Below are 19,384 nucleotides of genomic sequence, written 5' to 3' on the forward strand. Positions count from 1 at the left end.
GGGTCTGGAGGCGTTCGCGGATGCTGATGCGGTTTCTGATCCGCTGGCCGGTTTGGCGGATGGGTGCCTGGACATCCTCGCCGGGGCCCGGGAGGTCGAGGCGCGGGTTGCGGGGGTGAAGGCGAAGGCTGCGGTGGSGTACGCGGAGGCTGCGCATGCTGTGGCGGGGCCGGACGTGCCAATGGTGGCGCAGGAAATGGCGGTCGCGGCGGAGATCGGGTGCGTGCTGGCCCTGGGTCCGCGGGCGGCGGCGTCGTTCCTGGCCACCTCCCACGCCCTGACTGTTTCNCAGGAAATGGCGGTCGCGGCGGAGATCGGGTGCGTGCTGGCCCTGGGTCCGCGGGCGGCGGCGTCGTTCCTGGCCACCTCCCACGCCCTGACTGTTTCCTTGCCGCGGACTTTGGAGGCGCTGCAGTCCGGAACCCTGTCGTGGCAGCACGCGCTGGTGATGGCCGACGAAACGGCGTCCCTTGATACGGCGGGGGCGGCGGCGTTGGAGGCGCATTTCCTGCCACCCGATACACCGGACCCGGACGCCCTTCCCGCGGCCAGGGGGTGCCCGGTTGGGGAACTGCCGGCGCACCGGTTCCGGGTCAAGGCCCGGACCTGGCGGGAACGCCACCACGCCGAATCGATCGAGAAGCGGCACGCCAGGGGTGTGGCGGAGCGGCGGGTGGAGTTCCGGCCGGACCGGGACGGGATGGCGTGGCTGGGCGCGTACCTGCCCGCGGACCAGGCCATGTCTGGGTGGAACCGGCTCACCGTTGCCGCACGGGGTTTGCAGGGNCGGCACGCCAGGGGTGTGGCGGAGCGGCGGGTGGAGTTCCGGCCGGACCGGGACGGGATGGCGTGGCTGGGCGCGTACCTGCCCGCGGACCAGGCCATGTCTGGGTGGAACCGGCTCACCGCTGCCGCACGGGGTTTGCAGGGGCCGGGCGAGGACAGGACCATGCCCCAGCTGCGCGCGGACAGTTTCGCCGCAGCCATCCTCGGCAGCGGCAACACCCGGGGCGGCAGCACCAGTCTCACCAGTGCCAGTGCCAGTGCCACTGCCGGCGTCGTGGCTGCTGTGGGGCCGGGCGCCGGTGCCGGTGGCACTGACGGCGCCGGGCCGGGACACTTGCCATCGGTCCGCGCCGAGGTGCTGGTTACGGTTCCGGTGTTCGCGCTGATGGGTTTGACCGATGAGCCGGCGATGCTGGACGGGTATGGTCCGGTGCCGGCGTCGATGGCGCGGCGACTGGTCGCGGACGGGGCGGNCTCGTTTTACCGGGTGTTGGTGGATCCCCGGGACGGGGCGCCGTTGGAGATTGGCCGGAAGAGTTACCGGGTTCCCAGGGCGATGCGGGCCTGGCTGCGGATGCGGGACGGGAAATGCCCGTTCCCGGGCTGCAGCAACACCTCCCTGGACACGGAGGCCGACCATCTCCTCGCCTGGCACCACGGCGGCACCACCGGAATCAGCAACCTGGGACAGCCCTGCCCGAAGCACCACCGGCTCCGGCACACCACCGCCTGGAAACCCACCCCGGCCAGCACGAACGAACCACCGGGCTGGACCTCACCCACAGGCCGCCACTACACAAGCGAACACCAGGACTGGGAACCACCAAGGTGGCCGNCACCGGAATCAGCAACCTGGGACAGCCCTGCCCGAAGCACCACCGGCTCCGGCACACCACCGCCTGGAAACCCACCCCGGCCAGCACGAACGAACCACCGGGCTGGACCTCACCCACMGGCCGCCACTACACAAGCGAACACCAGGACTGGGAACCACCAAMGTGGCCACCCGGGTTCCTGCCCGGCGAACGAAGCCTCCTCGAAGAGGCACTTCAGGAATACCTCAGCGCTTGAGCCTTTGGAGCATGTCGCCGTACGTGAACGTGGCGGCCGTCAGTGTACGCGGCGATAGCGGATGTGCGTTGCCAGCGGCGAGTGGAGCACTTCGGCGGGTTCAAAGCCGAAGGATTCAACGCCGTCGAAAATCCGTTCCCCTGACCCGAGCAGCACCGGCGCGATGTCGAGGGTGAGTTCGTCGATTACTCCCGCGATCAGCGCCTGCCGGACGGTAGACGCCCCGCCGGCGATGTCCACGCCTTTGTCCCCGGCGGTGTCACGGGCGGCAGCGTAGGCGGCATCGAAGCCGTCGGTGATGAAATGGAAGGTCGTCCCGCCCTCCATCTGGAGGGAGTCGCGGGCATGATGCGTGAGGACGAACACTGGCGCGTGGTAGGGCGGTTCGGGTCCCCACCAACCGCTCCATTCCCCGTCCCAGTCTCCGCGGATAGGGCCGAACATGTTCCGCCCCATCACATAAGCGCCGCGCGGGCGCATAAGCCATTCGCTGGCCACCTTGTCGGCGTCGTTGGCCCGGGGGTCGCCCAGGTGCCACGCATGCAGTTCCATGCCGCGTCTACCCAAGGGGTTGTCGCGGCTTTGGTCCGGCCCGGCGACGAAACCGTCCAGGGAGATGGACATGTGGCAGGTTGTGTCCGGCACCGCAGACCTCCTGGTGATTGCGCTATGTGAAGCGGCCGTGTGGTGGGGAGCCTAGCACGCGCCCGTGCGTAACGCGGCCAATGCCATCATCGGTGCGGGGAGGGAGCTTCTAGTCGCTCCGCGTGCCAAAAACGATTTCGTCCCAGGACGGCACGCTGGACCGCTTGGGCCGTGCGGGCCGTTCCGGCGCCTCAGTCTCCGGCAGCTGTCCGGTGGAGGGGGAAGCGTCTTCCTGCTTCGCCGCCGGGCGGCGGGGATTGCTGCCCAGCAGCTCGTCCAGCCCGGCGCCGCCGGAAGTTCCGGAACCAGCCCCGGGAGTCGGACCGGAGGGCTTCTGCGGGGACGCCGCAATGGTGATTTCCCTCGTGTCGGTGCTGACGCCGTCGTGAAGCCGCAGCGCATCATCGTGGCTGTCACGGTGCGGCGGAAGGATGCTGAGCCTCGACAGCATGGAAGGCCTGGTGTCCCTGCGCCTGATGAAGGAGTCGCCCTGGGCTGCCGGCGCATCCCGCTGGTCATCCTGTGGTTCCGTCTCCCCGGCCTCAGGTTCAGCCGCCACTTCGGAAGGGCGCGGGTGGGCAGCGGGCACGCCATGGGTCAGCAGCAGCGCCAGTGCGTCGTCGGAATCCTCATCCACGCCCAGGCGCTGGCCGCGGCGGGAGCGGAGCATGTCAAGGAGGCCGTCGGATTCCTTGCCGGAATCCTGCACGGGCACTCCCTGGCCGGCCGGCGACGTCCTGGACGCATCCGCGTCCGTCTCGAAATCAAAGGGGCGGTCGGAAACCGCGGTGAGGCGGCGGGCAGGAACGGGCCCGTCCAGCGGTTCAAGTTCGCTCAGCTGCTGCGCCCAGCGGTTGGTGTTCTGCAGGGACTTCCGTGCCGGGCTGAAGGTCCACAGTGCAGGAGGTTCTTCGCCAATTCCCGAGGTACCCCCGGGCTTGGCTTCGAAACTTGCTGAGACAGTCCAGGTACCGTCCTGGCGCCGCCACGAGTCCCACTCCACGGTTGAGGGGTCGATGCCGTGGGCGGACAGGCGGTGGGCCACCATGTCGTCCAGCGTTGCCGGGTTGTCGCCGAAGGCGGACCGGTAGACGTCGTGGCCGGGGGAAGGCGCCGCGACTTCAACTTTCCGCGCCTGCTGGGCAACATATTCGCGCTCCGCCAAGACAGGGCCCTCGTAACGCTCCACCTTGGCCAGCGGCATCCCGGACAGCTCGGCGACGTCCGCAGCCGTGGCACCGGCACGGATCCGTGCCTGGATGTCCCGGGGGGACATGGGAACGGCCGGCCTCTCCGTCCGCGGCCTGGCCGTGGACCGGCTGGCCGTCCTGAGGGCCTCATCGATCGGCAGCTGGAACATCTCGCCGCCGGGCCCGCTTAACAGGAGATGCGTCCCGTCGTCGTGCACGCCTACAAGCCGTAGATCCTGCATACAAATCCTCCACCCTGGCATTACTATCAATCGAAACTCTGCCACCCGGCGGCGGGGAATTGGCTCAAGGAGCAGGGCGCGCCGTCATTTTCCGCTGGAAGCAGGCCCGAAAGGTGCGTGCGGGCGCAAGGACCGGCGGCCCCGGCGGCGTCAGTGCCGCGTCAGGGCTGCCGTCAGCTGGTCCGGATGGCGGGTTGAGGCGAGCCAGTAGGGGGTCCGGTCGGCGGGGTCCGTGATCTCGATTTTTACGACGGGATCGATCCAGCCGCGGATGCACAGGTAGGCGAGACCGTTGAGCCGGGTGCCCCGTTCCGCGGTCGCCTCCCCGGCCTTGAACTGCTGCACAGCGCCGACGAAACGGCGTTCGATGGTGGCCCTTCCAACGGTGAGAGTGTCAGCCGTGACCGAAATGACGGGGGTGGAAACAACCAGGAGGACCGCGATGATGGCGAAAAGCACCAATGCCGCGGTATAGCCTGCCGCCATGCTGATGGGGGCGAAAACCAGGATGCCCGCTGCGGAGACGCCGGCCGCGATGATCCAGATCCAGGCGTTGGGCCACAGCTTCTCCCTGTAGACAACAGGTGTCCCGGCAGAGGGTGTGCTGGGAACGGACGCAGGCGAGCTTGAATCGGGCATAGCCCAAGCTTTCCACCTTTGGCTGGCTATTTCACCTTGGGACAGGCTCTGCGGCCCGGCCTCCCCGGGAGTCTCCCTAGGAGTGATTTGGGGCCGCGGGTTAGAGTGAGTGACTGTGACTGATCATCCCGCCACGGTAGACCTTGTCCCGGACGCAGCCTTGCCCACCACCGCCGCTCCCACCCTGCAGGTCCAGTTGAAGATGCTGGATCCTGAGCTGGAAGCACCGTCCTACGCACATCCGGGCGACGCCGGCGCAGACCTCCGCGCCCGCGAGGACGTGGTCCTGATGCCCGGTGAGCGCAAATTGGTCCCCACCGGCGTGGCCATTGCCCTTCCTTATGGGTTCGTGGCGCTGATCCACCCCCGCTCCGGCCTGGCCACCAAGCATGGCCTGACGATCGTGAACGCCCCCGGCACCGTTGACGCGGGCTACCGGGGCGAGATTTCGGTAACACTGCTGAACACCGATTCGTCCCAGCCCATTGAGCTCCGGCGCGGCGATAGAATTGCCCAAATGGTTATCCAGCGGGTGGAGCACGCCCAATTCATTCCTGTCAGCGAACTGAGCGGATCCGTGCGGGGCACCGGAGGCTTCGGTTCCACCGGCGGGTTCAGCGTCCCCGGAGCCTGACCTTCAGGCTGCACCCGCAGCCACGCCGGCATGCACGACGGCGGAACCTCCAAAGTTTCGCCGGCAGGTTTCAGGACTGGCACTTTTCCAGAATTAAGGAGTCACCCATGGTCTTTGGGTTCGGCAGGAAAGCAAAGAATGAAGAGCCGGCAGAGCCGGCCGACGAGCTCACGGTTGCGGACGGCGAAGAAAGCGGATCCGCCACCGCCGCCCGCCGCCAGGACGGCCCCTTCGATGAGGCCGAGATCAGCAGCCGCGACGGCTATGTGGATCTTGGTGCCTTGCTGATCACGCCCAGCGAGGGCCTTCAGCTCCGCCTCGAAGTCGAGGAGGCAACACAGCGCGTGGTGGCGGTGACCCTGGACCTGGACGGCTCCAGCCTCCAGCTGCAGGCCTTTGCAGCGCCCAAAACCGAGACCTTGTGGGATGAGATCCGCGAACAGATCGGCCAGTCGGTCGGTGCGCAGGGCGGCCAGGTTGAAGAGGTGGAAGGGGCTTTCGGTACCGAGCTGGTGGCCAAGCTGCCTGCCGGGCTCCCGGACGGGAGCCAGGGCTACCGCGTGGCCCGGTTCATCGGCGTCGATGGTCCCCGCTGGTTCCTGCGCGGCGTCCTGGGCGGACCTGCGGCGCTGGAACGCCCCGCCGCGGAACCGCTCGAAGCACTGTTCCGGCAGGTCGTAGTGGTCCGTGGCGACAGCCCCATGCCCCCGCGGGACCTCCTGCAGCTGAGGCTGCCGAAGGACGCCTCCGCCACTCCTCCGCCCGCCGCGCCCACCCTGGAGGAGCCCGAACGTGGTCCCGAAATTACCCAGATCGGCTGAGTCTCCCCACAACAACCCGGTCCATGCGTCCGGCCGGATCACCCCACTGGAGCAACTTCCTGACAAGGGACGCGTCATGTGCCAGGGGCACATTGAATCGGTGACCTTTGTTCCTGCCGACCGGACCCCGGAATTCAGTGCCATTCTGTCCGAGGATGACGCCGAACGTCCGGGCCCTGGTCCGAAGCGGGGCAGGCCGCCCCGGCTCCGTGTCGTCTGGGTGGGCCGCCGCCGCGTGCCGGGCATCGAAGCGGGCGCGCGGATCCGGGTTGAGGGGATGCTGGCCCGGGGCGAAGACATGCCCACCATATTTAATCCCCGCTACGAGATACTGTCCCGCCAGGAGAACGAATGACCGCGCAAGAGCCCGAACAGCCGTCCGGCCCTGCACATCCGGGCAGAGAACAGCAGGGCAGGCCGCAGGCTCCCGGTCCATCGCCCGTTGCCGGCCTCGCCGCCGGGTACGCCGCCAAAGCGGGACTCCACCGCACCCACGACGGGCAGGTGGACGTGCTGCGCAGCGCCGGGGGAGTGCAGGGAATTGCCGAGAGCATCGTTCCCGGCCTGGTGTTCCTGGTGGCGTTCACCATCACCCGCGAGCTCACGCTGTCACTGGTGGCCGCCCTGGCATCGGCAGCCGTGTTCACCGTTGTCCGCCTGATACAGCGGCGGCCTCTGACCCAGGCCCTGGCGGGGATTGTCGGCGTCGGCATCTCCGCCTGGCTGGCCAACACCACCGGCAAGGCCGAAGACTTCTACCTCCCCGGCTTCTTCACCAACGCCGCCTACATCCTGGCGATGGTCATCTCTATTGCCGTGAAGTGGCCCGTGGCCGGGCTCCTCTTTGGCTTTATCCGCAACGAGGGCGTGGAATGGCGTAAGGAACCTGACCGGGTCAAGGCGTACCGCCTGGGCACCTGGATCATCGTGGGCGTCCTGGCGCTCCGGCTCATTGTGCAGGTGCCCCTCTACCTGATGGGCACCGACGGCCTGGCCGCCCTCGCCACCACACGGCTCATTATGGGCGCACCCCTGTACATCCTGGGCGTCTGGGTGGCCTGGCTGGTGACCCGGCCTGCCCCGGCGGAGCCTGAAGCCGGCACAGACCAGCCCGCCTGACAGACCAGCCCGCCTGACGGCCAGGCCGCCCCGCCTCTCCCCGGGCAGCGGCGGACCTAGCCGTCGAAGCCGTCGTCCTCCGGGACCGGGCCGTATCCGCTGGCGGTGGCCGGCTGGGCGCTGCCGCCCGCCTGCTCTCCACCGTTGATGCCGGCGGTGTCGATGCTGCCGGGTGCGGAGGAAAGCAGCTCCCGCAGCCGGTCCTCGGCGGCGATGGTGGTGACGAAGAAGAGTTCATCGCCTCCGTCGATCACGTCGTCGCGGCTGGGGGTAATGGGTGCCTGGTCCCGCAGGATCGCCACCAGGGTGGCGTCCTCCGGCCAGTGGATGTCGCCCACGGTCATGCCGATCACGTGCGAATCATGCGGGACGGTGAATTCCACCAGCGACGCCACGCCCGTCTGAAGCGTCAGCAGCCGGACCAGGTCGCCGATCTCCACTGCCTCTTCCACCAGGGCCGTCATCAGTTGCGGGGTGTTCACGGCGACGTCGACACCCCATGAATCGTTGAACATCCAGTCGTTCTTGGGGTTGTTCACCCGGCCCACCGTCCGGCCAACCCCGAACTCAGTCTTGGCCAGCAGGGACACCACCAGGTTCACCTTGTCATCGCCCGTGGCGGAAACCACCACGTCGGCGTCTTCCACCTTCGCGCCCTGCAGGGTGGAGAGCTCGCAGGCGTCACCCACCAGCCAGTGGGCGCCCCGCAGGCCGCTGCGCCCGATCACTTCCGGTTTGAGGTCGATAAGGAGGATTTCGTGCTTGTGCGCCAGCAGTTCGCGGGCAATGGACGATCCGACGCTGCCGGCGCCGACAATAACGACTTTCACTGATACTCCTTGGCGGGGGCTTTGGCGAGGATCTGGGCGATCTGGGCGCTGCGGTCCACCTGCAGCATGGCGTGCACGGTGTCGCCATCCTGGTAGGCGGTTCCGGCGTCGGGCAGCAGGCCCTCGCCGAAGCGGGTCAGGTACGCCACGCGCACATCGGCAGCCTTCTCAATGCTGCTGATGCGGTGCCCGATCCAGCCGGCGTCGAGGTCCAGTTCGGCCAGGACCAGGCGTCCTGAGGGCTCCCGGAAGTCGCCCGCGAGGTGCTGTTCGGGAAGGATGCGGCGCAGCACCTGGTCGGCGCTCCAGCGGACGGCCGCCACGGTGGGAATGCCAAGGCGCTGGTAAATCTCGGCGCGTCCCGGGTCATAGATCCTTGCGACGACGTGCGGGACGTGGAAGGTCTCACGGGCCACCCGGGTGGCCAGGATGTTGGAGTTGTCCCCGCTGGAGACCGCGGCGAAGGCATAGGCCTCGCCCACCCCGGCCTGCTTGAGGGTGTCCCGGTCAAAGCCAATGCCCGTGACTTTCCGTCCGGTAAAGCCCTGGCGGAGCCGGCGGAAGGCGCGGTCGTCCTGGTCGATGATGGCCACGGAATGTCCGGCATCCTCCAGCGTGTGCGCCAGCGTTGCCCCCACCCGGCCACATCCCATGATCACGAAATGCGCCACCGTATCTCCTCCATATGTAAGTCAGGATCGTGCAGCTAGAACTCTACCGGCACGGCCCCGGTTAGGCCCGGCCGGGGCCCGTCATGACATCGTCAGCGATTCAGACTAGCTTTGTGGGGTGTTGACAATACTGAACGCCGTCAAACGCGTGCTGGTGGGCAGGCCGTTCCGGAACGACCGGCTGGCCCATACCCTGCTTCCCAAGAAGATCGCACTGCCGATCTTCGCCTCCGACGCCCTTTCCTCCGTAGCCTACGCGCCGGACGAGATCCTCCTGACCCTTGCCCTGGCAGGTGTGAGCGCCGTGGCGATCTCGCCCCTGGTGGGACTGGCGGTGATGGTGGTCCTGCTGACCGTTGTCGCTTCCTACCGGCAGAACGTCCACGCGTACCCGTCGGGCGGCGGCGACTACGAGATCGCCAACGTAAACCTCGGCAAGTACGCCGGGCTGACGGTAGCCTCGGCCCTCCTGGTGGACTATGTCCTGACCGTTGCCGTGTCCATGTCCTCGGCAGCGGCGTACCTCACCACTGCTGTACCGTCACTGCACGGTGAGCAGGCCGTCATCGCCACCATCGGCGTCGTCATCCTTGCCCTGGTCAACCTGCGCGGCATCAAGGAAGCGGGCAGCGTATTCGCCGTCCCCACCTACATCTTCATGGCATCGATCCTGGGCATGACCGCGGTGGGCGTGTTCCAGGCCGCAACGGGGCAGCTGGGGGAGGCGCCGTCGGCGGCCTTCACCATCGTCCCCACGGAAGGCTTCGACCAGGGCCTGGTGGGCCTGGCCGGCGCGTTCCTGCTGCTCCGGGCCTTCTCCTCCGGCGCCGCAGCGCTTACGGGCGTGGAAGCGATCAGCAACGGCGTGCCGAACTTCAGGCACCCAAAGAGCAAGAATGCGGCCACCACCCTCCTGCTCCTGGGGGTGATCGGCGCCGCGATGCTGGCCGGCATCATCTACCTGGCCAACGCCACCAAGGTCCACATCGTGCTGGATCCGGCCACGGAATTCCTGCTCGACGGGAACCCGCTGCCGGAAGGATACGTCCAGAACCCGGCCATCAGCCAGATTGCCCAGACCATCTTCGGCCCGGGCAGCATCCCGTTCTACATCGTGGTGGCGGCCACCGGCGTTATCCTGGTGTTCGCGTCCAACACGGCCTTCAACGGCTTCCCGGTCCTCGGCTCCATCCTGGCCCAGGACGGCTACCTTCCCCGCCAGCTCCGGACCAGGGGCGACAGGCTTGCGTTCAGCAACGGTGTCCTTGCCCTCGCGGCAGGCGCCCTGGTGCTCATCATTTCGTTCGACGCGGACGTCACCAAGCTCATCCAGCTCTACATCGTGGGCGTCTTCATCTCCTTCACCCTCAGCCAGCTCGGCATGATCCGGCACTGGGGGCGCGAGCTGAAGCTTGCCAAGGACAAAGCCGTCCGGCGCCGGATGATGAAGTCCCGCACCATCAACAGCATCGGCTTCGGCATGACCGGGCTGGTGCTGGTCATCGTCCTCATCACCAAGTTCGAACAGGGCGCCTGGATCGCCCTCCTGGCCATGTTCGTCCTCTTCCTGATCATGTGGAGCATCCGGGCGCATTACGACAACGTGGCCAAGGAACTCGCGGTGGATGAGGACTCCTCACCCCGGGCCCTGCCCACCAGGGTGCACGCCGTCCTGCTGGTGTCCCACGTCCGCAAACCCGTCCTGCGTGCGCTGGCCTACGCCCGTGCGTCCCGGCCCTCCCGGCTGGACGCCATCACGGTGGACATCGACGCGGAGGAAACGGCCCACACCATCGCCGACTGGGAAAAGCTCGAAATCCCGGTCCCGCTGACCGTCCTGGCCAGCCCCTACCGCGAGACGGTCACGCCCATCATGGAGTACATCAAGCAAATGCGCCTGGACTCCCCGCGGGACCTGATCGTGGTCTACATCCCGGAATACGTGGTGGGCAAGTGGTGGGAGCAGCTGGTGCATAACCAGACCGCCTTGCGCATCAAGACCCGCCTGCACTTCGAACCCGGAGTCATGGTGGCCAGTGTTCCGTGGCAGCTCAAATCATCCGAAGAAGCAAAGAACCTCCAGGACGTCCAGTGACCGCAAAAACTTCAACAGCCGCGCCGCAGGCACCGGACGCTGCCGGGCATGCAGGCGAAGAGGCGGTCCTCGCCGTCGGGCCCGTGGCCCATGGCGGGCACTGTGTTGCGCGGCATGAGGGCAGGGTCATCTTTGTCCGGCACGCCATCCCGGGAGAGAAAGTCCGGGTCCGGCTGACCGATGCAGCGGACGACGCCAAGTTTTGGCGGGCGGACGTCCTCGAGGTGCTCGAGGCTTCCCCCGACCGGGTGGAGCACTTTTGGCATCCTGCGGATTCCCGCCGGGCATGGGGCCACGGCCACCCGCCTGTGGGGGGTGCGGAGTTCGGGCACATGACACTGGCCCGGCAGCGCAGCCTCAAGGCGGACGTCCTGGCCGAACAGCTCACCCGGCTGGCCGGCTTTGAGCAGCTGCCCGCCGCCTGGGCGGGCAGCGTGGAGGCGGTAGGGGAAAAGTCCGACGGCGGCACCGGCCTTGGGTGGCGCACACGGGCCAGCTTTTCGGTCACCCCCGGCGGCAGGCTGGGAATGCACGCGCACCGTTCCAGCCAGATCATCCCGGTGCGGGAGATGCCCCTGGCCAGCGACGCCATCAACGCGCTGCGCTTGTGGGACCTGGACCTCCAGGGCATCGAGCGGGTTGAGGTGGCCGCTCCGGCCAACGCTTCCCGGCCCCTGGTGCTCCTTGCGCCCGCGCCCGGGACAAAGGACAAACGGCTAAGGGCAATTGCTGCGGAAGTGCCGGGGGACGTTTCCGTGGCGGCCTTTGATGCGCTGACCGGTGACGTGACACAGCTCCGCGGCCGGACCTGGGTGCAGGAGTCCGCCGAGGGACACGATTTCCGCGTCACCGGAGAGGGCTTCTGGCAGATCCACCGCGACGCGCCCGGGACACTTGTGGGGGCTGTCACAGAATTCCTCCGGCATGGAGACTTCCTCCACCCCGGAGCCGTGGTGGCCGACCTCTACGCAGGAGCCGGGCTCTTCACCGCTGTCCTGGCCGACGCAGTGGGGGAGACCGGGTCCGTGCTCTCGGTCGAAGGAGCGCCCGGCGCCAGCCGCGACGCCCGGAAAAACCTGCACTCCGCGCCGCAGGTGGAGGTGGTCCAGGGCCGCGTGGAACGGGTCCTGCGCCAGAAGCCGCGGAATTTCGACGCCCTGGTCCTTGACCCGCCCAGGGCCGGAGCCGGGAAAGCCGTCGTTGGCCAACTCGTTGCCTCGCAGCCCCGGGCCATTGCCTACGTGTCCTGCGACCCGGCGTCGTTCGCCCGTGACCTGGGTTACTTCCGCCGCTCAGGGTGGGACCTCGCCGGCCTCCGGGCCTTCGACCTGTACCCCCACACCCACCACCTTGAGACCGTGGCACTGCTGGCTCCGGCTCCGTGATGCGGCCGCGGTTTTGGACTACGATGGCCGTAGTAGTCCCACGTCGCGCCCGAATTCTCGGCCGGCCGTGTGCAATTTTCGGGCCCTGTAACTACTTAGGGCGTCCTAACTAGCAGGCGGTCAACCGCGCGACAAAGATGAAACTGTTGCGAGAGGAGTCCTGCGATGAGCACTGTGGACAGCTTCGGTTCAAAAGGCAAACTTAATGTAGCCGGAACCGAATACGAAATTTTCCGGTTGAACTCCGTTGAAGGTGCAGAAGCCCTTCCGTTCAGCCTCAAGGTATTGCTTGAAAACCTGCTGAGGACCGAGGACGGCGCGAACATCACTGCCGATCACGTTCGCGCTTTGGCAGGCTGGGATCCGAATGCGGAGCCCGATACAGAAATCCAGTTCACGCCGGCACGCGTGATCATGCAGGACTTCACCGGCGTTCCCTGCGTGGTTGACCTGGCGACGATGCGTGAAGCCGTCAAGGAACTGGGCGGCGACCCCAAGCGGGTCAACCCGCTGGCGCCGGCCGAGATGGTCATCGACCACTCGGTCCAGATCGATGCCTTCGGCAACTCCGGCGCGCTGGAGCGCAACATGGAGATCGAATACCAGCGCAACGGTGAGCGCTACCAGTTCCTGCGCTGGGGCCAGACCGCGTTCGACGACTTCAAGGTGGTTCCCCCGGGAACCGGCATTGTGCACCAGGTCAACATCGAGTACCTGGCCCGCACCGTCATGACCCGCGAAGTGGGCGGCGTCCTGCGCGCCTACCCTGACACCTGCGTAGGCACCGACTCCCACACCACCATGGTCAACGGCCTGGGCGTGCTGGGCTGGGGCGTGGGCGGCATCGAAGCCGAGGCCGCCATGCTCGGCCAGCCCGTCTCCATGCTGATCCCGCGCGTCGTGGGCTTCAAGCTCAGCGGCAGCATCCCCGCCGGCGCCACCGCAACCGACGTAGTGCTGACCATCACCGAGATGCTCCGCAAGCACGGCGTGGTGGGCAAGTTCGTGGAGTTCTACGGCGAGGGTGTCGCAGCGGTGCCGCTGGCCAACCGCGCCACCATCGGCAACATGAGCCCGGAGTTCGGCTCCACGGCTGCCATGTTCCCGATCGACGACGTCACCCTGGACTACCTGCGCCTCACCGGCCGCTCCGAGCAGAACGTCGCCCTCGTGGAGGCGTACGCGAAGGAACAGGGCCTGTGGCACGACGCGTCGCGCGACATCAAGTTCTCCGAGTACCTGGAACTGGACCTGTCCACCGTTGTCCCGTCCATTGCAGGCCCCAAGCGCCCGCAGGACCGCATCGAGTTGACCGAGGCCAAGGACGAGTTCCGCCACGACCTCAAGAACTACGTGTCCCATGACGCCAACGCGGGCACCCTGGACGAGTCCCTCGAAGAGAGCTTCCCGGCCTCCGACGCCCCGTCCTTCACCTCCGGCGGAACCCACGTCTCCGACACCGACCGCGAACCGCCGAAGTATTCGGCGGCCCACGGCGGCGCCGGGCGGATCACCAGCCCGGTTCCCGTGAAGATGGCTGACGGACGCGAGTTCGAGCTGGACCACGGCGCGGTCACCATCGCGTCCATCACGTCCTGCACCAACACGTCCAACCCCTCGGTCATGCTGGCCGCCGCCGTCCTGGCGCGCAACGCCGTCGAAAAGGGCCTCACCGCCAAGCCGTGGGTAAAGACCTCAGTCGCCCCGGGTTCGAAGGTTGTCACCGACTACTACGAAAAGTCCGGCCTGACCCCCTACCTGGAGAAGCTCGGCTTCTACATCGTGGGCTACGGCTGCGCCACCTGCATCGGCAACTCCGGCCCGCTGGAACCCGAGATCTCCGAGGCCATCCAGGCCAACGACCTCGCCGTCAGCGCCGTCCTGTCGGGCAACCGCAACTTCGAAGGCCGGATCAACCCGGACGTCAAGATGAACTACCTGGCGTCCCCGCCGCTGGTCATCGCCTACGCCCTGGCCGGTTCCATGGACTTCGACTTCGAGACCGACGCGCTCGGCAAGGACGAGGCCGGCAACGACGTCTTCCTGAAGGACATCTGGCCCAACCCCGTTGAGGTCCAGCAGGTCATCGATTCCTCGATCGACAAGGAAATGTTCGCCAAGGGCTACGAGGGCGTCTTCGACGGCGACGACCGCTGGAAGGCACTGGACACCCCGGCTGGCGACACCTTCGCCTGGGATCCGAACTCCACCTACGTCCGGAAGCCCCCGTACTTCGAGGGCATGCAGGCGACGCCGGAACCGGTCAAGGACATCACCGGCGCCCGCGTGCTGCTGAAGCTCGGCGACTCCGTCACCACCGACCACATCTCCCCGGCCGGTTCGTTCAAGTCCGACACCCCCGCCGGCCAGTACCTGCTGGCCAACGGCGTGGAGCGCAAGGACTTCAACTCCTACGGCTCGCGTCGTGGCAACCACGAGGTGATGATCCGCGGTACGTTCGCGAACATCCGCATCAAGAACCAGCTCCTGGACGGTGTTGAGGGTGGCTTCACCCGCGACTTCACCCAGGCTGACGGCCCGCAGGCCTACGTCTACGACGCCGCGCAGAACTACCAGGCAGCCGGCACCCCGCTGGTGGTCCTGGCCGGCAAGGAGTACGGCTCCGGTTCGTCCCGTGACTGGGCCGCCAAGGGTACCGCCCTGCTGGGTGTCAAGGCTGTCATCGCCGAAAGCTACGAGCGCATCCACCGCTCCAACCTGATCGGCATGGGCGTCCTGCCGCTGCAGTTCCCGGCCGGCGAGAACGCTGCCAGCCTGGGCCTGACCGGCACGGAAACCTTCTCGGTGGAGGGCGTCACTGCCCTGAACGAGGGCACCACGCCCAAGACCCTGAAGGTCACCGCCACCGCCGAGGACGGCTCCTCGAAGTCGTTCGACGCCGTCCTGCGCATCGATACGCCGGGTGAAGCGGACTACTACCGCAACGGCGGCATCCTGCAGTACGTGCTGCGCCAGATCTCCGCCAACTAGCGGTAACTGCCAGCAGGCACCATCCTCCCGAAGCCCCGGCCGGTCACCGACCAGCCGGGGCTTCGGCTTTGCAGCCAAGCCAAGGCGTTAGAGTTAAACGGCACGTCTACCACCCGAAGGAGGGGTCATTGGGAATCTTGGACACCATCCGGAATCCGCAGGACCTGAACGAGTTGACCGAGGAACAGCTGGAACAGCTGGCCTCGGAGATCAGGGAATTCCTGATCACTAACGTTTCCCAGACGGGCGGCCACCTCGGACCCAACCTCGGCGTCGTGGAGCTGACGCTGGCCGTGCACCGCATTTTCGAATCGCCCCGCGACAGCATCGTCTTCGACACGGGCCACCAGTCCTACGTCCATAAGCTGCTGACCGGACGCCAGGACTTTAGCACCCTTCGCCAGGAAGGCGGACTCTCCGGCTACCCCGCGCGGGCCGAATCGGAGCACGACATCGTCGAAAGCTCCCACGCATCCTCCTCCCTGTCCTGGGCCGACGGCATCTCCCGCGCCCGCCAGCTCACGGGAGAAGGCGACAGGCACGTCGTCGCCATCGTGGGCGACGGCGCCCTCACCGGAGGGATGGCCTGGGAAGCCATCAACAACATCGCCGCGGACAAGAAGCGCCGCGTGGTCATCGTGGTCAACGACAACGGCCGCTCCTACGCACCCACCGTCGGCGGATTCGCCGACTACCTTGCCTCCCTGCGCCCCACCATCGACTCCTTCCGCGCCGCGCCGGCGTATGAGGGCGCACTGGACTGGTGGAAGAAGAAGCTCCAGAACGGTGGCCCGGTGGGCCAGTTCACCTACAAGAGCCTGCATGCCATGAAGAAGGGCATCAAGGACTGGTGGGCCCCGCAGGGCATGTTCGAGGACCTGGGCATGAAATACATCGGTCCGGTGGACGGGCACAACCTCCAGGCCATGGAACACGCGCTCTCCACCGCCAGGAACTACGGCGGCCCCGTCATCGTCCACGCCATGACGGAGAAGGGCCACGGCTACGCCCCTGCCCGGGCCCATGAAGCAGACCAGTTCCACGCCGTCGGCATCATCGACCCCGAGACCGGCGAACCAACCGGCAGTGGGGGCGCCCAGTCCTGGACCTCCGTCTTCGCCGATGAGATCGCCGCCATCGCCGACGAGCGCGAGGACATTGTCGGCATCACCGGCGCCATGCTGATCCCGGTGGGCCTGCACAAATTTGCGGCCAAGCACCCCGAGCGCGTCATCGACGTCGGGATCGCCGAACAGCATGCGCTCACCGCGGCCGCCGGCATGGCCTTTGGCGGGCTGCATCCGGTGGTTGCCGTCTATGCCACTTTCCTGAACCGCGCCTTCGACCAACTGCTGATGGACGTCGCCCTGCACAAGGCAGGCGTCACCATTGTCCTGGACCGTGCAGGGGTCACCGGCCCGGACGGCGCCAGCCACCACGGCATGTGGGACATGGCCATGGTCCAGATCGTCCCCGGCCTCCACCTGGCAGCGCCCCGCGACGCCACCCGGCTCCGGGAGGAACTGCGCGAAGCGGTGGCCATCAGCGACGCCCCCAGCGTGGTCCGCTTCTCCAAGGGCTCCGTTGGTCCGGCGGTCGAGGCGCTGGAGCGGCTGAGCGACGGCGTGGACATCCTTGCCCGCCGCCCCTCCGGCTCCACCGAGAACGACGTCCTGATCGTCAGCGTCGGCGCGATGTCCGAGCTGGCCCTCGACGTTTCCAACCGGCTCGGGGCGCAGGGCATCAGCACCACCGTAGTGGATCCGCGCTGGGTCCTCCCGGTCCGCCGTTCCATCATCGCGCTGGCCTCGCACCACCGGCTGGTGATCTGCATCGAAGACGGCGTCCGCGCCGGTGGCGTGGGATCGCGCATCCGGCAGGAGATGCGGGCGGCAGGCGTGGACACCGCCCTGAACGAGGTTGGCCTGCCCGTCGAATTCCTGGAGCATGGCACCCGCAACCAGGTGCTGGAGCGCGTTGGGCTGACCGCCCAGCAGATCACTCACGACGTCGTTGCGCAGGTCCTGGGAACCAAGGTTCCGTTTGCGCGGCCCCTGCCCGGGCAGCAGCACCCCACCACCGGCAGCCTCCCGATCCTGTGAGGGACGAGGACGAGCTGAAGTATCCCGGCCCCGCCGGGGAGTCCGGACCGGTCCTGCACACCACCACCACGCGCGTTCCCAACGGCCTAAAGCCGGGACAGCTGGTGGTCTCCCGGAACCGGAAGTGGAACGGCAAGGCCCACTGGGTGGTGCCGGGCCGGTACCTGGGCGAAGACCGGCACGGGTGGTGGATTTTCCAGGGCACCAACGAGTTCTGTTCCCGCCCCGGGGCCGCATTCTACACGCGCTCCGACGCCGTCCTGCTGGTGCCGCGCGAGGGTGACTGGGTGGCCACGTTCTACGACTCCGCGCATCCGGCGGGAGTACGGGTCTACATCGACCTGGCGGTGGGCCACGAATGGACACACATCCGGCCGGCGGTGACCGAGTTCCACGTGATCGACATGGACCTGGACGTCATCCGGACGGCTGACCGCGGCGTCTTCATCGACGACCAGGACGAGTTCGCCGAACACAGCGTCTCCATGCGCTACCCGCATCAACTGATTGAGGACATCCAAGCCGCAGCGGACGGGCTTTACCACGCCGTGAAGGCACAGCAGGCGCCATTCGACGGCACCGACGTCGAATGGTTTACAGAAGGACGTAAATGAGCGGCAGTGTCAGGGTCTACAAGCGCGACGACGAGGGCACCCTCCACTTCCGGGAGGCCTGGTTCGACGATGAGTACTCCCAGTTCGTCATGAACTTCGGCGCCGTGGGGCACCAGAGCAAAACCGAGGAAACCGACGTCCCGGATGCTGCTGCCGCGGAGGGCCTCCTGGACGCCTTCGCAGCCCAGTGCGCGGAGGACGGCTACGCCGAGATCCCCACCGAGGAACAGTTCTGGGTGGTGGCGCAGTTCGCGCTCAAGACCAGGGAGGGCACCGACCGGGACCGCTACCTGGAGCAGAAGGCCACGGACGCCCTGATCAGCCACCTCGCCTGGCGCGGCCTGGGCACGGTGGAGCGGTCCGAATTCACTGACTACAAGCTCAACATCTTCTGCCTCTGCCCGGACGTGAACAAGGCCGTCAACGCCATCAAAGTCTGCGCCCGCGGCGAGGACCTTGACTTCACCAAGCTCAGCATCGGCGCCGCCCCCTACGGCGACCCTGACCACTTCAAGCTCAAGCACTCAGCCAAGCCCGCCAGCAACTTCACACTCTAGGAGGCGTCCTTGACCAGTTACCGCCGCGTTGGAAAATCCGGCCTGACCGTCTCCACCGTGGGCCTTGGCTGCAACAACCTTGGCCGCGCCAATACCGCCACCGAGACGCAGGACGCCACGGACGCCGTCGTCCACGCAGCGGTGGATGCCGGCATCACCCTCTTCGACGTTGCCGACACCTATGGGCGGGAGCCCGGACTGAGCGAAACCATGCTCGGCAAGGCCCTCGGAAGCAAGCGCTCCGGCGTCGTCCTGGCCACCAAGTTCGGCATGGACATGAAGGGCGGCTGCGGGCCGGACTTCGGCGCCCGCGGGTCGCGGCGCTACATCATCCAGGCGGTGGAGGCCTCGCTGCGGCGCCTCGGCACGGACTGGATCGACCTCTACCAGTTCCACACCCCGGATCCGCTGACCCCCATCGATGAGACCCTCGCGGCGCTGGACACCCTGGTCTGCAGCGGCAAGGTCCGCTACATCGGCCACTCCAACCGTTCCGGCTGGCAGATCGCCCAGGCGGAGTACGTGGCCCGCGAACTGGGCACGGCCCGCTTCATCTCCACCCAGAACCACTACAACCTCCTGGACCGCCGTGCCGAGCTCGAGGTGACGCCCGCCGCGGAGGAGTTCGGGCTCGGTGTTCTGCCGTACTTCCCGCTGGCCAACGGACTCCTCACCGGCAAGTACTCACCGGGCCATGCCCCGGAGGGGTCCCGGCTCAGCCACACCCGCACCAACATGGTGGACGACGCCGACTGGGACCAGTTGGGCCGGTTCAGCGCCTTCGCGAAGGAACGCGGGCTGACTGAAATCGAGGTGGCCTTCTCCTGGCTTGCCGCCCAGCCCTCGGTGGCCAGCGTCATCGCCGGGGCCACCAGGCCGGAGCAGGTCAGGCAGAACGCGGAAGCGGCGAACTGGGTCCCCACGCCCGAAAACCTGGCTGACCTGGACGGGATCTTCCCGGCAGTGCCCAAGGTCGCGCTCTTCTAGGCCGC

The 19,384-nt window shown here is 67.2% G+C and carries 16 protein-coding genes and 3 pseudogenes; 14 read left to right on the forward strand and 5 right to left on the reverse strand.

Features of this window, described 5'->3' with window-relative positions; genetic code table 11:
• Positions 1–289 precede the first annotated feature (289 nt).
• From ASG79_RS24495 to ASG79_RS24200, 3 pseudogenes are all read left to right on the forward strand, one after another.
• A pseudogene (locus tag ASG79_RS24495) lies at positions 290–786 on the forward strand (endonuclease); the annotation flags it as partial.
• Position 787: 1 nt separating this feature from the next.
• A pseudogene (locus ASG79_RS24195) lies at positions 788–1,259 on the forward strand (endonuclease); the annotation flags it as partial.
• A 1-nt stretch (position 1,260) separates the two neighbouring features.
• A pseudogene (locus ASG79_RS24200) lies at positions 1,261–1,621 on the forward strand (HNH endonuclease signature motif containing protein); the annotation flags it as partial.
• A gap of 275 nt (positions 1,622–1,896) precedes the next feature.
• Here ASG79_RS24200 and ASG79_RS20315 read toward each other — a convergent pair.
• From ASG79_RS20315 to ASG79_RS20325, 3 genes are all read right to left on the reverse strand, one after another.
• Positions 1,897–2,502 carry a dihydrofolate reductase family protein gene (locus ASG79_RS20315; protein WP_026265995.1) on the reverse strand — a complete coding sequence of 202 codons (606 nt, stop codon included), beginning with the start codon at positions 2,500–2,502 and terminating at the stop codon, positions 1,897–1,899.
• A 109-nt stretch (positions 2,503–2,611) separates the two neighbouring features.
• Positions 2,612–3,934, reverse strand: coding sequence for a septation protein SepH (sepH, locus tag ASG79_RS20320; RefSeq protein WP_056393619.1), 1,323 nt, complete (start codon positions 3,932–3,934; stop codon positions 2,612–2,614).
• A 150-nt stretch (positions 3,935–4,084) separates the two neighbouring features.
• Positions 4,085–4,573, reverse strand: a complete 489-nt coding sequence (locus ASG79_RS20325) for a DUF3093 domain-containing protein (RefSeq protein ID WP_018770730.1) — start codon at positions 4,571–4,573, stop codon at positions 4,085–4,087.
• A gap of 115 nt (positions 4,574–4,688) precedes the next feature.
• On the opposite strand from ASG79_RS20325, the gene dut reads away from it, so the two are divergent.
• The 4 genes from dut to ASG79_RS20345 all read left to right on the forward strand — a co-directional run bounded on the left by dut (position 4,689) and on the right by ASG79_RS20345 (position 7,147).
• On the forward strand, positions 4,689–5,207 hold the full coding sequence (gene dut / locus ASG79_RS20330) for a dUTP diphosphatase (RefSeq protein WP_056393621.1): 519 nt from the start codon (positions 4,689–4,691) through the stop codon (positions 5,205–5,207).
• 107 nt (positions 5,208–5,314) lie between these two features.
• A complete protein-coding gene (locus ASG79_RS20335; protein WP_056393623.1) occupies positions 5,315–6,028 on the forward strand; it encodes a DUF3710 domain-containing protein in 714 nt (237 codons plus the stop codon).
• A gap of 76 nt (positions 6,029–6,104) precedes the next feature.
• Entirely contained in the window at positions 6,105–6,383 is a 279-nt protein-coding gene (locus ASG79_RS20340) for a hypothetical protein (RefSeq protein WP_018770733.1), read from the forward strand.
• The gene (locus ASG79_RS20345) at positions 6,380–7,147 is read left to right on the forward strand and encodes a DUF3159 domain-containing protein (RefSeq protein WP_018770734.1); all 768 of its coding nucleotides are present in this window, start codon (positions 6,380–6,382) and stop codon (positions 7,145–7,147) included. Before ASG79_RS20340 ends, ASG79_RS20345 begins: the two co-directional genes overlap by 4 nt.
• Before the next feature lie 56 nt (positions 7,148–7,203).
• Here ASG79_RS20345 and ASG79_RS20350 read toward each other — a convergent pair whose 3' ends face one another.
• Complete coding sequence (locus tag ASG79_RS20350) at positions 7,204–7,977, reverse strand: potassium channel family protein (protein ID WP_018770735.1); 774 nt, start codon at positions 7,975–7,977, stop codon at positions 7,204–7,206.
• Positions 7,974–8,648 (reverse strand): potassium channel family protein, encoded by a 675-nt coding sequence (locus ASG79_RS20355; protein WP_018770736.1) that lies wholly within the window; start codon positions 8,646–8,648, stop codon positions 7,974–7,976. The genes ASG79_RS20350 and ASG79_RS20355 overlap by 4 nt, the downstream gene beginning before the upstream one ends.
• A 118-nt stretch (positions 8,649–8,766) precedes the next feature.
• Between ASG79_RS20355 and ASG79_RS20360 the strand changes: the two genes are divergently transcribed.
• From ASG79_RS20360 to ASG79_RS20390, 7 genes are all read left to right on the forward strand, one after another.
• Complete coding sequence (locus ASG79_RS20360; protein WP_043425214.1) at positions 8,767–10,743, forward strand: APC family permease; 1,977 nt, start codon at positions 8,767–8,769, stop codon at positions 10,741–10,743.
• Complete coding sequence (locus ASG79_RS20365) at positions 10,740–12,128, forward strand: class I SAM-dependent RNA methyltransferase (RefSeq protein ID WP_056393625.1); 1,389 nt, start codon at positions 10,740–10,742, stop codon at positions 12,126–12,128. Before ASG79_RS20360 ends, ASG79_RS20365 begins: the two co-directional genes overlap by 4 nt.
• A 165-nt stretch (positions 12,129–12,293) precedes the next feature.
• A complete protein-coding gene (locus tag ASG79_RS20370; protein ID WP_056393627.1) occupies positions 12,294–15,119 on the forward strand; it encodes an aconitate hydratase in 2,826 nt (941 codons plus the stop codon).
• Between the two features lie 128 nt (positions 15,120–15,247).
• Complete coding sequence (gene dxs, locus ASG79_RS20375; RefSeq protein WP_056393629.1) at positions 15,248–17,221, forward strand: 1-deoxy-D-xylulose-5-phosphate synthase; 1,974 nt, start codon at positions 15,248–15,250, stop codon at positions 17,219–17,221.
• Entirely contained in the window at positions 17,218–17,835 is a 618-nt protein-coding gene (locus ASG79_RS20380; protein WP_200953201.1) for a DUF402 domain-containing protein, read from the forward strand. Before dxs ends, ASG79_RS20380 begins: the two co-directional genes overlap by 4 nt.
• Positions 17,832–18,392, forward strand: coding sequence for a hypothetical protein (locus tag ASG79_RS20385; RefSeq protein ID WP_056393631.1), 561 nt, complete (start codon positions 17,832–17,834; stop codon positions 18,390–18,392). The genes ASG79_RS20380 and ASG79_RS20385 overlap by 4 nt, the downstream gene beginning before the upstream one ends.
• A gap of 9 nt (positions 18,393–18,401) precedes the next feature.
• Positions 18,402–19,379 (forward strand): aldo/keto reductase, encoded by a 978-nt coding sequence (locus tag ASG79_RS20390; protein WP_056393633.1) that lies wholly within the window; start codon positions 18,402–18,404, stop codon positions 19,377–19,379.
• Positions 19,380–19,384: the final 5 nt, after the last annotated feature.

The sequence above is a fragment of the Arthrobacter sp. Soil761 genome (genome assembly GCF_001428325.1).
Classification (GTDB): Bacteria; Actinomycetota; Actinomycetes; order Actinomycetales; family Micrococcaceae; genus Arthrobacter.

What these genes read in the sequence shown, in the direction of transcription:
- sepH (WP_056393619.1), bottom strand. Translation starts at nt 3,934, where the DNA reads ATGCAGGATCTACGGCTTGTAGGCGTGCACGACGACGGGACGCATCTC.
- ASG79_RS20325 (WP_018770730.1), bottom strand. Translation starts at nt 4,573, where the DNA reads ATGCCCGATTCAAGCTCGCCTGCGTCCGTTCCCAGCACACCCTCTGCC.
- ASG79_RS20335 (WP_056393623.1), top strand. Translation starts at nt 5,315, where the DNA reads ATGGTCTTTGGGTTCGGCAGGAAAGCAAAGAATGAAGAGCCGGCAGAG.
- ASG79_RS20340 (WP_018770733.1), top strand. Translation starts at nt 6,105, where the DNA reads ATGTGCCAGGGGCACATTGAATCGGTGACCTTTGTTCCTGCCGACCGG.
- ASG79_RS20345 (WP_018770734.1), top strand. Translation starts at nt 6,380, where the DNA reads ATGACCGCGCAAGAGCCCGAACAGCCGTCCGGCCCTGCACATCCGGGC.
- ASG79_RS20370 (WP_056393627.1), top strand. Translation starts at nt 12,294, where the DNA reads ATGAGCACTGTGGACAGCTTCGGTTCAAAAGGCAAACTTAATGTAGCC.
- ASG79_RS20385 (WP_056393631.1), top strand. Translation starts at nt 17,832, where the DNA reads ATGAGCGGCAGTGTCAGGGTCTACAAGCGCGACGACGAGGGCACCCTC.